The 14163-nt window shown below is 62.5% G+C and carries 10 protein-coding genes and 1 pseudogene; 5 read left to right on the forward strand and 6 right to left on the reverse strand.

The genetic code is table 11. From position 1 onward, the window contains the following. Positions 1–287: 287 nt before the first annotated feature. A pseudogene (locus tag KHO33_RS30865) lies at positions 288–1432 on the forward strand (IS3 family transposase); the annotation flags it as partial. A 123-nt stretch (positions 1433–1555) separates the two neighbouring features. Here the strand turns inward: KHO33_RS30865 and KHO33_RS30870 are convergent. The 5 genes from KHO33_RS30870 to KHO33_RS30890 all read right to left on the reverse strand — a co-directional run bounded on the left by KHO33_RS30870 (position 1556) and on the right by KHO33_RS30890 (position 8513). After that, positions 1556–2833 carry a pyridoxal-phosphate-dependent aminotransferase family protein gene (locus KHO33_RS30870; RefSeq protein WP_200563708.1) on the reverse strand — a complete coding sequence of 426 codons (1278 nt, stop codon included), beginning with the start codon at positions 2831–2833 and terminating at the stop codon, positions 1556–1558. A 113-nt stretch (positions 2834–2946) separates the two neighbouring features. Further along, the gene (locus tag KHO33_RS30875; protein ID WP_200563710.1) at positions 2947–4611 is read right to left on the reverse strand and encodes a bifunctional aspartate transaminase/aspartate 4-decarboxylase; all 1665 of its coding nucleotides are present in this window, start codon (positions 4609–4611) and stop codon (positions 2947–2949) included. A gap of 102 nt (positions 4612–4713) precedes the next feature. Then, positions 4714–6396, reverse strand: a complete 1683-nt coding sequence (gene aspT / locus KHO33_RS30880) for an aspartate-alanine antiporter (RefSeq protein ID WP_200564219.1) — start codon at positions 6394–6396, stop codon at positions 4714–4716. Between the two features lie 119 nt (positions 6397–6515). After that, on the reverse strand, positions 6516–8198 hold the full coding sequence (gene aspT, locus KHO33_RS30885; RefSeq protein ID WP_200563712.1) for an aspartate-alanine antiporter: 1683 nt from the start codon (positions 8196–8198) through the stop codon (positions 6516–6518). 135 nt (positions 8199–8333) lie between these two features. After that, positions 8334–8513: a hypothetical protein gene (locus KHO33_RS30890; protein ID WP_054040913.1), complete on the reverse strand. Its 180-nt coding sequence runs from the start codon at positions 8511–8513 to the stop codon at positions 8334–8336. A gap of 239 nt (positions 8514–8752) precedes the next feature. On the opposite strand from KHO33_RS30890, the gene KHO33_RS30895 reads away from it, so the two are divergent. Further along, the gene (locus tag KHO33_RS30895) at positions 8753–9751 is read left to right on the forward strand and encodes a 2-hydroxyacid dehydrogenase (RefSeq protein ID WP_200563714.1); all 999 of its coding nucleotides are present in this window, start codon (positions 8753–8755) and stop codon (positions 9749–9751) included. Here KHO33_RS30895 and KHO33_RS30900 read toward each other — a convergent pair. Next, positions 9748–10371 carry a plasmid fertility inhibition factor family protein gene (locus tag KHO33_RS30900; RefSeq protein WP_054040986.1) on the reverse strand — a complete coding sequence of 208 codons (624 nt, stop codon included), beginning with the start codon at positions 10369–10371 and terminating at the stop codon, positions 9748–9750. The genes KHO33_RS30895 and KHO33_RS30900 overlap by 4 nt on opposite strands. 89 nt (positions 10372–10460) lie before the next feature. Here KHO33_RS30900 and KHO33_RS30905 point away from each other — a divergent pair, with 89 nt between their 5' ends. From KHO33_RS30905 to KHO33_RS30915, 3 genes are all read left to right on the forward strand, one after another. After that, positions 10461–11285: a crotonase/enoyl-CoA hydratase family protein gene (locus KHO33_RS30905; protein ID WP_200563716.1), complete on the forward strand. Its 825-nt coding sequence runs from the start codon at positions 10461–10463 to the stop codon at positions 11283–11285. A gap of 234 nt (positions 11286–11519) precedes the next feature. Next, positions 11520–12686: an MFS transporter gene (locus tag KHO33_RS30910; RefSeq protein WP_200564221.1), complete on the forward strand. Its 1167-nt coding sequence runs from the start codon at positions 11520–11522 to the stop codon at positions 12684–12686. A 185-nt stretch (positions 12687–12871) separates the two neighbouring features. Then, entirely contained in the window at positions 12872–14032 is a 1161-nt protein-coding gene (locus KHO33_RS30915; protein WP_200563717.1) for an MFS transporter, read from the forward strand. Positions 14033–14163 lie beyond the last annotated feature (131 nt).

Genomic DNA, 14163 nt, shown 5'->3' on the forward strand with positions numbered 1-14163 from the left:
GCGCAAAATGCTCCCGGACGCTAGCAGTTTCCACCTTGAGCCGTTGTTCGCCGCTTGACTTCCAATACGGTTGCTTTTCTTTGCGGCGGCAAAGAAAAGTAGGTGCCCCCCCGCACAGGGGGAACGCTAATAGACCACTAACAAAACAAGGCAAGGCACCAAATCCAGATCAAGGAAAGGCCAAAGCCATAAGAACACTGACAATGCCGCCGCAAAAGGCAAAAAAACCTTCACTGAAGTTGACCCGCGAAAACGGACGCCTATCCTTTTGAAGAGGAGGTGCCGAAATGGGCAAGCATCGTACCCCGTACCCGGCGGAATTCCGGGCGCAAATGGTTGAGCTGGTGAAGGCCGGGCGCAGGCCGGAGGAACTGGAAAAGGAGTTCGAGCCGACCGCGCAGACGATCTACAACTGGGTGGCACAGGCTGGTCGCGATGCGGGCGTGCGCCATGACGGGCTGACCACGGCCGAGCGGCAGGAACTCACGAAGCTGCGCCGCGAGAACCGGCAGTTGAAGATGGAGCGCGACATACTCTCTCACGCAGCGGCCTGGTTTGCCCGGGAGACGGGAGCCGTATCGCCGAAGGATACGGATTCATGAGAGCGAACCGGGCCCGCTGGCCCATCGCCACGATGGCGCGGCTGCTCAGGGTCTCCACGAGCGGCTATTACGCGTGGCTGGTACGGGAGCCTTCGGCACACGCATGCGGTGACGCACAGTTGCTCGCGCGCATCCGTACGCTGCATGCGAGCTCGCGGGGCACATACGGTGCACCACGTATTCATGCGCAGCTGGCACGCGAAGGCATGCACGTGGGACGTAAGCGGGTGGCGCGCCTGATGCGCATAGCTGGCCTGCGTGGCGCGAGCCGGCGGCGCTGGCCGCACACCACGCGGCAACGCGCAGGGGCACGCCGTGCCCCCGACCTGGTGCGCCGGCACTTCAGCGCCGACGCCCGCGATGTGCTGTGGGTAGCAGACGCCACATACGTGCCGACCGCTGAAGGGTTCCTGTATCTGGCGGTGGTGCTCGATGTATTCAGCCGCCGCGTCGTCGGCTGGGCAATGTCAACCCATCTGTACACCGAACTGATGCTGCGTGCACTGGACATGGCGTTGCTGCAGCGGCGTCCCAAGGGGGTGATCCATCATTCGGACCAGGGCTGTCAATACACGTCCATTGCCTTCGGGAGGCGTTGCCGCGAGGCTGGCGTGCAGCCGTCAATGGGGACGGCCGGCGACGCCTATGACAACGCCATGTGCGAATCATTCTTCGGCACGCTCGAGACGGAGCTGTTGATGCGAGAACACTTCGCGACCCACGAGCAGGCCCGCGCACGCATCTTCTGGTTTCTGGAGGGCTGGTACAACATACGCCGCCTGCATAGCAGTATCGGCTATTGCTCGCCGCTCGAATTCGAAAAGCTGCATTCGCAGGATCAAATGTCATCGCCGCGCGGGTTGCCCACCGCCGGGCAGCGCCATGGTCGTGACAGGCGACCCGCCGCCCGGCCGTGGACAACCCGCGACTCAACACTCCCCGGAGGTTCAACATCACACTAAACCCAACTGCAAATCTGTCCGTTGAACCGGGTCAATCTCACACTTCCCTTCGGATAACCCACGCTCAAGCGCCGCCACCCCAGCCGGCAACTCAACCTTAACCCCAAGATCCACCATAGTCCTCCCAAGCGCATGCAAAGTCCTGAACAGGTTATGTTCCCGACACTGCTCACCCATCTGCCCAATACGCACAATCGGCAAACCAAACGACCCCGAGATTTCCACCTGATGATGCCGCGAGATATGACCGCAGATATCAGCAGGACTCAAGCGCTCCGGCACAACAATGCCAACAACCGAATTCAAACGACAAGGCGCCGGCGCATACAACTGCAAACCCAACGCAGTAATCCCCGCCTGCAGCGCCACCGAGCACTTCAAATGCCGCGCAAACCGCTTCTCAAGCGTCTCCGCACACACGAGCCGCAACGCCTCGTGTAAAGCCAGCACGCCCGACACAGGCGCCGTATAGTGATACCCCGCGTTGTGCCAGAAGTTCTCCGCAAGCGAAGCGTCAAGACACCAATGCGCGTTCGGCGCCGTGCGCCCCTTCACCCGCGCCCATGCCTCATCCGAAAACGCGATTAGCGAAACCCCCGGGATCGACGACAAGCCCTTCTGCCCGCCTGTAATGACCGCATCGATACCCCACGCGTCCATCTCCAGGGGCATCGTGCTCAACGTACACACCGCGTCGACGATGACCAACGCACCGGCCGCTTTCGCGAGCGCCGCAATCTCCTTCAATTGATGGTTCCATACAGTGTTGGACGTTTCGCCCTGCACGATCGTCACAATCTCGGGACGCTCGCGGCGGATCGCCTCAGCCACCGTTTCGAGACTCGCCACGGTACCGTCCTCGACGTCGAGTATCGCAACTTCCGCGCCGACGCGCCGGCCCATCTCCGCCATCCGTTCGCTGAAAAAGCCGTTCTTGATGCTGAGCACTTTCGTGCCTTCCCACGCAAGGTTGGAGATCGCCATTTCCATCGCGGCGGAACCCGGACCGGCTACGCCCAGCACCCACTTCGAATTCGTCTGGAACACGTAGCGCGCCATGGTCTTCACCTGGCCGATCACCTTCACCATCGTGCTGCCCAGGTGATTGATCACCACCGTATTGGCCTTGGCCACCGCCGCGGGAATCGGCACAGGGCCGGCGCCCATCATCAGCAACGGCTCTTCAGGAAGAATGGCGTCGAGCGATTCGACAACCGGGCAAGGCACAGCGTAGGAAACCGGTGCGGCAGAGGTGGATGAAGTCGGCATGATCGGTACGTGAATGTCAGAGTGCAAAGGGACAAGCGGCCCCGCCAGCAATGACACTGGCGGGGCCGCTTAACCGATCATTCACTGATCCGCGCAAATGCGCAAGGGGTTTGTCACTTCACCGTGGTCTTATCCAGCTTCTTGCCGGTTGCCGCGTTATACCGCTCCACGTACTCCTCGATCAGCTTGCGCATCGCGCGGCCGATCTGCCGATAGTCCGACTCGTTCAGATTAGCCAGCGACACCCGTCCCGACGGATGCTGCGTACCGAAGCCGCGTCCCGGCAACAGCACCACGCGTGCTTCACGCGCGAGGCGGAACAGCAATTCGGACGGCTCGGTGTTCTTCAGCAACCATTCGACGAATTCACGCCCGAACATCTTCTCGCCGAGGAACTCGATGTCGAGAATCGTGTAGTAATCGACCTGGTTCGGATCGTCGTCGTCGAACGAAATGCCGACCTCTTCGTACAGCGCCTGCTTGCGCTTGCGGATCAGGCGTTTCAACGCATTCTTGTACGCGTCGGGCGTGTCCATCAGCGCGAACAACGAGAACAACACCATCTGCACCTGCTGCGGCGTCGACAAACCCGCTGTGTGATTCAGCGCGACGGTGCGGCTGTCGGCGACCAGCCGATCGATGAACTTTAGCTTGTCCGGTTCGGTCGTGATCGATTCATAACGCTCGTGCAACTGCTTCTTCGTGTCCTTCGGCAACTCGGCGATCAGCTTGTCGAGCACGTTGTCGCGATGCGTCGCAATCGCGCCGAGACGCCAGCCGGTCGCGCCGAAATACTTCGAGTACGAGTACACGAGGATGGTGTTCTTCGGCGCGAGCGCGAACAGCGAGACGAAGTCGTCGGCGAAGGTGCCGTACACGTCGTCGGTCAACAGGATCAGATCAGGGCGTTCCTTGACGATGTCCGCGATGTATTGAAGGCTCTCGTCGTCCATCTTCACCGAAGGCGGGTTGCTCGGGTTCACGAGGAAGAACGCCTTCACCTTCGGATCGCGCAGCTTGTCGAGTTCCTTCTTGGAATACTGCCAGCCGCTTTCCACCGTGGCTTCGACATTGACGACGTTCAGCTGATAGTCGTTCAGGCGCGGAATTTCGATGTACGGCGTGAAGATCGGCAAGCCAAGCGCAATCGTGTCACCCGCCTTGATCAGGTGATTCTCGCGCATCGTGTTGAAGATGTACGTCATTGCCGCCGTGCCGCCTTCCACCGCGAACACGTCGAACTCGCCGACGAACGGATGATTGCCGATCATCTCCTTACGCAGATACTGGCCGACAATCAGTTCGGACAACTTGAGCATCCGATCCGGCACCGGATAGTTGGACGCGAGAATGCCTTCGCACATTTCATAGAGAAAGTCGCCCGCGGAGTATCCGAGCTGATCGCGCACATACGACACCGCGCCGCGCAGAAAGTCGATGCCGGGCACGCCCTTGTTTTCGCGCAGGAACAGATCGAAGCGCTCCGTGAGCCCTTCGCGGCGCGGGAAGCCGCCAACGCCTTCCGGCATGAACGCAAACGAACGCTCCGACTCGCGCATCGCAAACAGGCCAAGCTGCCAGAAGCCGTGGCGCGGAATCGTCGCGAGGAAGTTCGGATTGCCGCGGCCGGCGTTGAGCATCGATGCGTTGGCAGCACGCTCTACCGCGCCGCCGCCGGCGGCCTTGATCAGTTCGTCCTTAAGTTCGAACGGGCTGAGCGCCGCAAAGCCGGCTTGAGCCATGTCGCCTTGTTTCTTGCCGCTTTTCTCTTTTGCCATGATGCGTTCTCCAATGTGCAAGTGAATGACGCCGGCGTCGCGAGTAATCGTTCAGTTGCCGCCGGCGTAAGAGAGATCGATAGATGCGTACGCTAAACCGGGCTAAACCAGCCCGACCACGAGCGGTCCGAGCAAGGTCAATGCGACGTTCGCAATCGCGTAGGTGATCGCGAACGGCACGGTGGGTACCGCGCTTTCCGCCTTGTCGAGCACACCGCCGAATGCCGGATTGGCACTGCGTGAACCTGTCAGCGCGCCGGCCAGGATTGCCGCGTTGTTGTAGCGCAGCACGTAGCGGCCGAACAGCATCGTCAGTATCAGCGGCAGCACGGTGACAACCACACCGAGCAGGAAGATCGTCATACCGCTCTGCTTGACGGTCACCACGGCCTGCAAGCCCGAATTCAAACCGACCACCGCGACGAACGCCGCGAGGCCGAAGTCCTTCAGCAACTGCGAGGCCGCGGACGGCATTGCGCCGTACATCGGATGCTTGCCGCGCATCCAGCCGAACAGCAGGCCGGCCAGCAGACAGCCGCCGCCGGAACCGAGCGTGAGCGGAACGCCGCCCACGTCGATGACGATCAGACCGATCAGCAGACCCAGCACGATGCCGACACCCATATAGATGAAGTCGGTCTTGTTGCTGTACGGCAGCTCGTAGCCGGCTGCATCGACAGCACGCTTGGTGTCTTTCGGCGAACCGTAGAAGGTGATCACGTCGCCGTGTTCGAGTTTGGTTTCGGGTAGAACCGGCACTGGCTGACCGGCACGCGAAACGCTCTGGAGATAGACGCCGTGGCGCATGTCGCGATCCACGACTTCGCGCGCAGCGGCGATCGTGGTGTGGTTCATGCCTTTGCGCGTGAACACGCCTTCCCGCGATTGCATGACGACGCCGACGTCCTCGGCGGTAGCAACCTCGCCTCCACTCGCGCCAAATTCGACCACAGCCTCGCGGCGACCGACCACCAGCACCACGTCATCGGGTTTCAACACAAGATCGGGCGCCGGGTCGAGTGGCTGGCCATCACGCCGGATCTTCTCGATCGTCAACATGTCCTGATGCAGGGTCTCGACTGCCTTGACCGTTTTCCCGGCGCTGACATCGATCTTGTACGCACGCCCCACAAGTTCGGGCAATGCACGAATCTGCCCCGCGCCGAGTGAGGACGAACCTGCGGACAGTTCACGCTCCGCTTCGATCGAGGCGTCGCGCAGACTCTGCCCCATGAACTTCGGCAGGATGTTCACGCAGACAATGATCGCGCCGAGCGAGCCGAACACGTAGGTCACCGCATAGGCAATCGCCACGTCGGACTGCAGCGACTTCACCTGATCGGCGGGCAGACCGAGACGCGCGATGGCGTCACCGGCCGTGCCGATGATTGCCGACTGCGTCAGCGCGCCGCCCGCGAGTCCGGCTGCGAGACCCTTGTTCAGATGGAACAGCTTCGCGCAGATCACCACGGTGATCAGTGCGGTGACGGCGAGAAATATCGCCATCGCGATCTCACGCAGCGTCTTGCGGTTCAGCGAGTTGAAGAAGCCCGGCCCGGAGTCGTAGCCGACCGCGTAAATGAATACGGCGAACATCACCGATTTCACGCCGTTGTCGATCGTCACGCCCGCCTGACTGATCAAAACTGCGGCGAGCAATGAACCGCCCACGCCGCCTAACTGGAATTTGCCGAAGTTGATCTGCCCGATGAAATAGCCGGCTGCAAGTGACAGAAACAGCGCAATCTCGGGTGATTTCTGAAAAATGTGATGTAGCCAGTCCATCATGCCCTCGCTGGATAGTTTGCGATACTGAGTACTGGGTGCTGCATGTGCATACGAACCTCACGGCATCCGTATGCGGTCGACTGCGCGCCACGCCGCGCGCAGTCCATCTGCTCCGCCTAGCCGAACTTCCCGGCGAGGCCGACCACGACCGGCCCCATCAACGGCAGCAGAATGTTCGAGAGTGCATAGGTGATCGTGTAGCCGATCACGGGCGTCGAATTGCCGGTTACGCCGACCAGCGCGCTGATCGCCGGCGTGCTGCATTGCTGACCGGCAATGGCGCCGAGCAGCATGGGCGCTTCGAGCTTGAGAAACGCGCGGCCGATCCAGAGCGACAACAGACCGGGCACGAGCACCATCAGGATGCCGGCGACAGGCAGCGCCAGGCCGTATTCGCGCACCAGCTTGATGGCATCGGGCCCCGCCGACAGTCCGACGGCGGCAATGAACGTGGCAAGGCCGAAGTCCTTGAGAATTTGCGCGGCGGCTGAAGGCAGCGAGCCGACTAACGGATGGCGCGAACGGATCCAGCCGAACAGCAAGCCCGAGAGCAGGCAGCCGCCGCCCGTACCGAGCGCGATCGACACACCGCCGATGCGTCCGCCGATATGCCCGATCGCCATGCCGAGCAGCACGCCCAGGCCGAGATAGACGAAGTCGGTTTTCTGGGTCGCGGTGAGCACGTAGCCCAGATTCCGCGCACCACGCTCGACGTCGGCTTTCGCGCCCACCAGCGTCAGCACGTCGCCACGATTGAGCTCGGTGCCGGGCAGCGCGGGCACCGTGGTTTCAAGCCGCGTGACTGCCGCGATGTAGATGCCGCGCCCTTCCTCCGGCTTGGCCCGTTCGCGCAGTTGCGCGACCGTCAGACCATGCGCGTCGCTGCGCGTCAGCACGACGTCGAGTTTCTCCGCAATGATCTGGCCGAAGCCGGCGTCCGCCACTTCTTCGCCGAGGCTGGCCGCCGCGGCCACCACCGCTTCGCGCCGCCCGCCCACGAGAATCAGGTCCCCGGAGGCCAAGGTCAGTTGCGGCTCGACCGGCACGTCGGCTCCGTTGCGCCGAACCTGCTCGATGGTCAGGTTGAAGCCGTGCTTCTGTTCGAGCGCCTGGATCGTCGCGCCGGCCGCCGCACCGACCCGGAACGCGCGGCCCACGAGCGCCGGGGCCGCGGCCCGTTGCCCCCCGCCGAAGGCGCCGTCGCCGCCGAGCTTGTGCCACACGCGCTCGGCTTCTTCGCGCAGATTGGCGCGCAGCAGGAGGGGCGCGAACTGGCTCGTGAACAGGACGATGGTGACCAGGCCGAACAGGTAGCTCACGCTGTACGCGGTCACGATGTTGGCCTGCAGGCGCAGCGTCTCAGCGTCGCTGAAGCCGAGCTTGGCAATCGCCTCCGAAGCCGTGCCGATCACGGCCGACTCCGTTGCCGCACCCGCCAGCAAACCAGCAGCCGTACCAGCATCGAGCCGCATCACGAGAACTGCGATCATGATCAGCACCAGCACCGAAACGATCTCGACTAGCGACAGCAAGCCATAGCGCCAGCCTCGGCCAATGTTGGCAAAGAATTGCGGTCCACCGGTGAAACCCAGCGCGAAGATGAACAGCGCAAAGGCGATGTTCTTCAGATCGGGGGCAAGCCGCGCGCCCGTCTGCCCCAGCACCAAGGCCACGATCAACGTGCCGCAGACGCCGCCCAGTTGAATTGGCCCCACGCGAAACGAACCAATGAAATATCCGATTGCAAGGCTTGCGAACAGCGCGATCTCCGGTTGAGACCTCAGCAATTCACCGATCATGTTGGCTCGCCGATTTACGGTTTATTAGCAGAAAGATGAAAAAATCTCTCTGGAATTTGAAATGAATTCGATCCGAGTCATCCCCAACGCAGGAATTACTCATCCGGCATGACCGCATTCCATTGAATGGAAAGTTTATGGCAATGAGATGACGCTCTCGGCGCCAAAGAAGATATGCCGCAATGCAGCGACGATAGCGATAGTGAAATAGTTTTCAGCAAGTTCGACAGTCACACTTTCCTCGCGAAGTTTGTCCGACGCCTTGAAAATGGCATGCTCTGCCGGCGGCCGGTTCTCTCTTGCATGATTGAACATGCTTTTTTGGGACTGCTTTTTTTAATAAATATTGTAGTTCGGCATCGCTGTCAATATGATTTTCAATTGCGACCGTTTTCGCTTCGCAAAAGATGATCTTTAGTAAAGGTCGGAATGGTTTTCGCACCGCGCATCGTAAGCGGCAGTCATTGCCATTAAGTGCCGATATACTGACTTGCCTGCATGCCGCGTCGTGAATCGGCATTCGCCGCACCGGCACTTATCCTTCGGAGCCACTCATGCGCATGATCCTGTTCAGCAGCCGCCAATACGACAGCGACACGTTCGGCGAGGCCAACGGTACGCATCGCTACGAACTGCACTTCCAGGAATCGCACCTCGATGTCGAGACCGCGATCCTCGCCGAGGGCTATGAAGTGGTCTGCCCGTTCGTCAACGACAACGTCGACGCCGCCGTACTGGAACGTCTCCATGCCGGCGGCACGCGCATGATCGCGCTGCGCTCAGCGGGCTTCAATCACGTCGACCTGGCCGCGGCCGAACGTCTTGGCATGACGGTTGCACGGGTGCCGGCCTACTCGCCGCACGCGGTCGCCGAACATGCGGTCGGGCTGATTCTGGCGCTGAACCGGCGCTTGCCGCGCGCGGTCGCACGCACCCGTGAAGGCGATTTCTCGCTGCATGGGCTGCTCGGCTTCGACCTGCATGGCAAGACTGTGGGCGTGATCGGCACCGGCATGATCGGCCGCGTGTTCGGGCGCATCATGGCGGGCTTCGGGATGCAGGTGCTTGCTCATGACCCCGGCACGCCGGCCGAGGATCTGCTCGCGCTCGGCGCGCGCTACGTGCCGCTCGACACGCTGCTCGCTGAAAGCGACGTTGTGAGCCTGCATTGTCCGCTAGTGCCGGGCACATACCACCTGATCGACGGGCCTGCGCTCGCGAAGATGAAGCGTGGGGCGATGCTGATCAATACCGGGCGCGGTGGCCTGGTCGAAAGCAATGCGCTGATCGGTGCGTTGAAAGATGGCCAACTTGGCCATCTCGGGCTCGACGTGTACGAAGAAGAAGGCGGCCTCTTTTTCGAGGACCACTCGAACCTGCCGTTGCAGGACGACGTGCTGGCGCGTCTGTTGATGTTTCCGAACGTGATCGTCACCGCACACCAGGCATTCTTCACGCGCGAGGCGATGAACGAGATCGCGCAGACCACGCTCGAGAACGTCGCGGCATGGCAGGCCGGCACGCCGCGCAACGTCGTGCAGGCGCGAAGTTAGGTCGTGCCGCTGCCATCCACGGTAGTTGGGCGGATTACCGTGCGGGCGTCGTCCGCTGCGCCACACATCTCACGCAGCAAGGCCGCCTCGCGTTCGTGCACTTCCACCGGAAACCAGCGCGCGCCCGCATCGGCCAGATAGCGCGCGCGATGCTGCCCGTTGCGAAACGCCACCACGCCTTCGCGCTCGAGACCGAACCAGCCCAGCAGACCCGGCGCGCGACGCGTCGAGATCGTCACGTACGGCATCTGCGGAATGCGCGGATTCTCCGGATCGAGAAACTCGCGAATGCCACGCACCTTGCCCGAATGCCATTCGGCGACCGGCTTCAACACGTAATCGGTGTTGTCGCGATCCGCGCATTCCAGCAACTTACGCGCATCGACCATGACCACCTGATGGCGCGTGCCATCCGTCACGAAGACGCGTTTCAGGCGCACATGGTCGTACCATGGATGTTCATGTTCATGCAGAGGCACGTTCCAGACCGTCTCGGCAGAAGCCGGCGCGGTTTCGGAGGATGAATTGGACAAGGGCAAAGGCAGGCTCGATAAGCTGGCAAAAAAACGCCAGCGCGTTAAAAGAGCGCTAACGCTACGAGCCGATTGTGAAAGATGCATGACAACCAACGGTATTAGTCGCACTGCATGAGCGCAGCGCATGAAGATCCGGCATGAGTGGCCGGACGCGAACCTTTACGGACACAACGATGATAACCACGCAAAATCTAAATGAACATGTGTGCATCGAAGCCAATGAGGACACCGGCGTCGCCACGATCGTGCTCGCACGGCCGGCGCGGCGCAATGCCGTCGACCGTCCTACTGCCGAAGCGCTCAGTGCCGCCTTCCTCCGCTTCGAAGCGGAGCCGGCATGGCGCGCGGCCGTGCTGTTCGGCGCGGGCGGCACCTTCTGCGCCGGCGCGGATCTCACCGCGCTCGCCGACGAAGCCCGTCGCAATGAACTGCACGCCGACGGCAGCGGTCCCGGTCCAATGGGGCCGACGCGCATGAGCTTCAGCAAACCGGTGATTGCCGCGATTGCCGGCTATGCAGTCGCGGGTGGCCTCGAACTGGCCGCGATGTGCGATCTGCGCGTGGTCGAAGAAGATGCCGTGCTCGGTGTGTTCTGCCGGCGTGTCGGAATTCCGCTAATCGATGGCGGCACAATCCGCTTGCCGCGTCTCATCGGACTGTCGCGAGCACTCGATCTGATCCTGACCGGCCGCGCGGTGAATGCGCAGGAAGCGCTCAGCATCGGTCTCGCCAACCGCGTCGTGCGCAAGGGCGAGGCACGCGCCGCGGCAGAGCAGTTGGCCGCTGAACTCGCGGCCTTTCCGCAAGCGGCGCTGCTGGCGGACCGCCGCTCCGCATTGGAAAACAGCACGCTCGAGGATCTCGCTCTCGCCCTGCAACGCGAAGGCGCCGGCGGCTATCAGGCAGTATTCGACGAGGGCGTTACAGGTGCCGCGCGTTTTGCCGAAGGCGCAGGCCGTCACGGCAATACTTTCAGGTCAGACGAAAACACGCCATAAAACAGCCCCATTCCACGAGGCAACGAGCATGTCGAGTGCATTCCCAATGCCCCCTCCAAAGCGCGCTTTCAGCAAAAAACAACAGCCTGCTTGACGCTCAGCAAGGGTGTTTTGACTTAGGTAGAATCCCCTACTGTTTTCCCCTCGCATGGCGCATGCGTTCTCGCCCCGAAAAATGCGCGCCTGCCGCACGACGCTTCCCGTCGCGCTGATTCACGCTCCGTCACCATGCCTTTGCCTTTGCCTCTCCTCGCCCTTGCCATTGCCGCTTTTGGAATCGGTACCACTGAATTCGTGATCATGGGGCTGCTGCCCGATGTCGCACGCGATCTGTCCGTGTCGATCCCCGCAGCCGGCATGCTGGTTTCGGCTTATGCGCTCGGCGTCACCATCGGCGCGCCGATCGTCGCGATCGCCGTGGCCAACATGCCACGCAAGAAGGCGTTGATGAGCCTGATCGGCGTCTTCATCGTCGGTAATCTGCTGTGCGCGATCGCGCCGGGCTACGCGGTGCTGATGGCCGCGCGCATCGTCACGGCGTTTTGCCATGGCGCGTTCTTCGGCATCGGTTCAGTGGTCGCGGCCGGTCTGGTTGCACCAAATCGTCGCGCGCAGGCCATCGCACTGATGTTCACCGGCTTGACGCTCGCCAACGTGCTTGGCGTGCCGCTCGGCACCGCGCTCGGCCAGGCCGTGGGCTGGCGCGCGACCTTCTGGGCCGTGACCGGCATCGGCATTCTCGCCGCGGGCGCGCTCGCCGTGTGCCTGCCGGCCAGGATCGAAATGCAGAAGGCGAGCCTCGTGCGCGAATTCAGCGTGTTGAAGAATCCGCAAGTACTGATGGTGCTCGGCATCAGCGTGCTCGCGTCGGCCAGCCTGTTTTCCACCTTCACCTACATCACGCCGATTCTCGAAGACGTGAGCGGTTTCACGCCGCATGCGGTCACCTTCGTGCTGCTGCTGTTCGGCCTCGGCTTGACGGTAGGCAGCACGCTCGGCGGCAAGCTCGCGGACTGGCGGCTGATGCCCTCGTTGGTCGCGTTTCTGCTGGCGATCGTCGTCATTCTGACGATCTTCGCCGGCACGATGCACGCCGAGATTCCGGCCATGATCACGATCTTCGTGTGGGGCATTCTGGCCTTCGCGATCGTGCCGCCGCTGCAAATGCTGATCGTCGACCGAGCGAGCCATGCGCCGAATCTGGCGTCGACGCTGAACCAAGGTGCGTTCAACCTCGGCAATGCAACGGGCGCGTGGCTCGGCGGCATGGCGATCGGCGCGGGTGCGCCGCTTACTACGTTGCCATGGGTCGGCGTGGCGACCTCGATCGGCGCGCTGGCGCTGACGCTGTGGTCGGTGTCGATCGACCGGCGCGCGCAACGGATGGCGGTGGCCGGATAACCGAGGCGCGCGCGCGCAGACTGCGCGGACGGCTTCAGCCAGGACAGGTTTCGTATCGGCGCCGCCGGCGAGCGGCGGACATCACCTCGATAGCCCTCGATAGCAAGCGAACGCGGCCCTCGACCGCGTTCATGCAATCCGCACACAGGTGCGAATGACTCCCGGCCGTAGTAGCATCTGGCCCGATGAAAGTCATCTTCACTCGCGATTTCCTCGCGCTGATCCTTAGTGTTGCCGTCGTCGGACTCGGCAGCGGCGCCACACTTCCCCTCACTGCCCTCGCGCTGACGCAAGCCGGCTATGGCACCGACGTGGTCGGTCTCCTCACCGCCGCGCAAGCGGGCGGCGGCCTGATCGTCGTGCCGGTCGCAGCCTGGATCGCGGCGCGCTGCGGCGGCCGCCAGGTGATCGTCGGCGCGGTGTTGACGGTTGGGGCCGCCACCGCGTTGATGCAACTCACCTCGAACCTCTGGCTTTGGGCCGCGTTGCGCGTACTCTGCGGCGCGGCGCTGATGCTGCTCTTCACGATCAGCGAAGCATGGGTCAACCAGCTCGCTGACGACGCCACCCGCGGCCGCGTCATCGCGATCTATGCGACCAACTTCACGCTATTCCAGATGTCGGGGCCGGTGCTGGTGAGCCAGATCGCCGACCTCACGCACTGGCGCTTCCTGATGTGCGGCGCGATCTTCCTGCTGGCCTTGCCCGCGCTTGCCAGCATCCGCAAGACGCCGCAAGCGTCGAAGGATGAACACGCCACGCACGGCAGCTGGCGCCATGTGTTGCCGCAGATGCCGGCGCTCGTGATCGGTACGGGGTTTTTCGCGTTGTTCGATACGATCGCGCTGTCGCTGCTGCCGCTCTTCGCGATGTCGCACGGCATTACGAGCGAGGTGGCCGTGTTATTCGCGTCGGCCCTGCTGCTCGGCGACACGACAATGCAGTTTCCGATCGGCTGGCTCGCCGACCGGCTCGGCCGCGAACGCGTGCATATTGGCTGCGGCGTGATTGTCGTGGTGTTGCTGCCCTTGCTGCCTTGGGCGATCCATTCGCCGTGGCTGTGCTGGCCGTTGCTCTATGTGCTCGGCGCGACGGCTGGGGCGATCTATACGCTGTCGCTGGTCGCGTGCGGCGAGCGGTTTCGCGGTGTCGCGCTGGTGTCGGCAAGTTCGGTGGTGGGGGCGTCGTGGAGCGCGGCCAGTTTCGGCGGGCCATTGGTGGCTGGCGCGTTGATGAAGGGGGTTGGCAACGATGCGATGGTCGGTGTGCTGCTGGTTGCTGCGCTTGCGTTTCTTGCTGCGGTTTGGTGGGAAAAGCGGCGTGCGCCAGCGCGGGCGATCGGGTGAGGGTGAGGTTGCGGTGAACCGTTGAGCCGTTGGGCCGCCGAACCATGCTCGCCTCCGGATACGCAAAACGGGGAAGCCTCAATGGCTTCCCCGTTTTGCATGGCGCTTCCTTCCGCGTGATTTCCACGCTA

Origin of the sequence: Paraburkholderia nemoris (assembly GCF_905221015.1) — a bacterium.
GTDB lineage: Bacteria > Pseudomonadota > Gammaproteobacteria > Burkholderiales > Burkholderiaceae > Paraburkholderia > Paraburkholderia nemoris.

Bases quoted from the DNA above. Each gene is read 5' to 3' on its own strand.
- KHO33_RS30870 (WP_200563708.1), bottom strand. From the start codon at position 2,833: ATGCCGACTTCATCCACCTCTGCCGCACCGGTTTCCTACGCTGTGCCT.
- KHO33_RS30915 (WP_200563717.1), top strand. From the start codon at position 12,872: ATGAAAGTCATCTTCACTCGCGATTTCCTCGCGCTGATCCTTAGTGTT.
- KHO33_RS30900 (WP_054040986.1), bottom strand. From the start codon at position 10,371: ATGCATCTTTCACAATCGGCTCGTAGCGTTAGCGCTCTTTTAACGCGC.
- aspT (WP_200564219.1), bottom strand. From the start codon at position 6,396: ATGGACTGGCTACATCACATTTTTCAGAAATCACCCGAGATTGCGCTG.
- KHO33_RS30895 (WP_200563714.1), top strand. From the start codon at position 8,753: ATGCGCATGATCCTGTTCAGCAGCCGCCAATACGACAGCGACACGTTC.
- KHO33_RS30890 (WP_054040913.1), bottom strand. From the start codon at position 8,513: ATGTTCAATCATGCAAGAGAGAACCGGCCGCCGGCAGAGCATGCCATT.
- aspT (WP_200563712.1), bottom strand. From the start codon at position 8,198: ATGATCGGTGAATTGCTGAGGTCTCAACCGGAGATCGCGCTGTTCGCA.
- KHO33_RS30905 (WP_200563716.1), top strand. From the start codon at position 10,461: ATGATAACCACGCAAAATCTAAATGAACATGTGTGCATCGAAGCCAAT.
- KHO33_RS30875 (WP_200563710.1), bottom strand. From the start codon at position 4,611: ATGGCAAAAGAGAAAAGCGGCAAGAAACAAGGCGACATGGCTCAAGCC.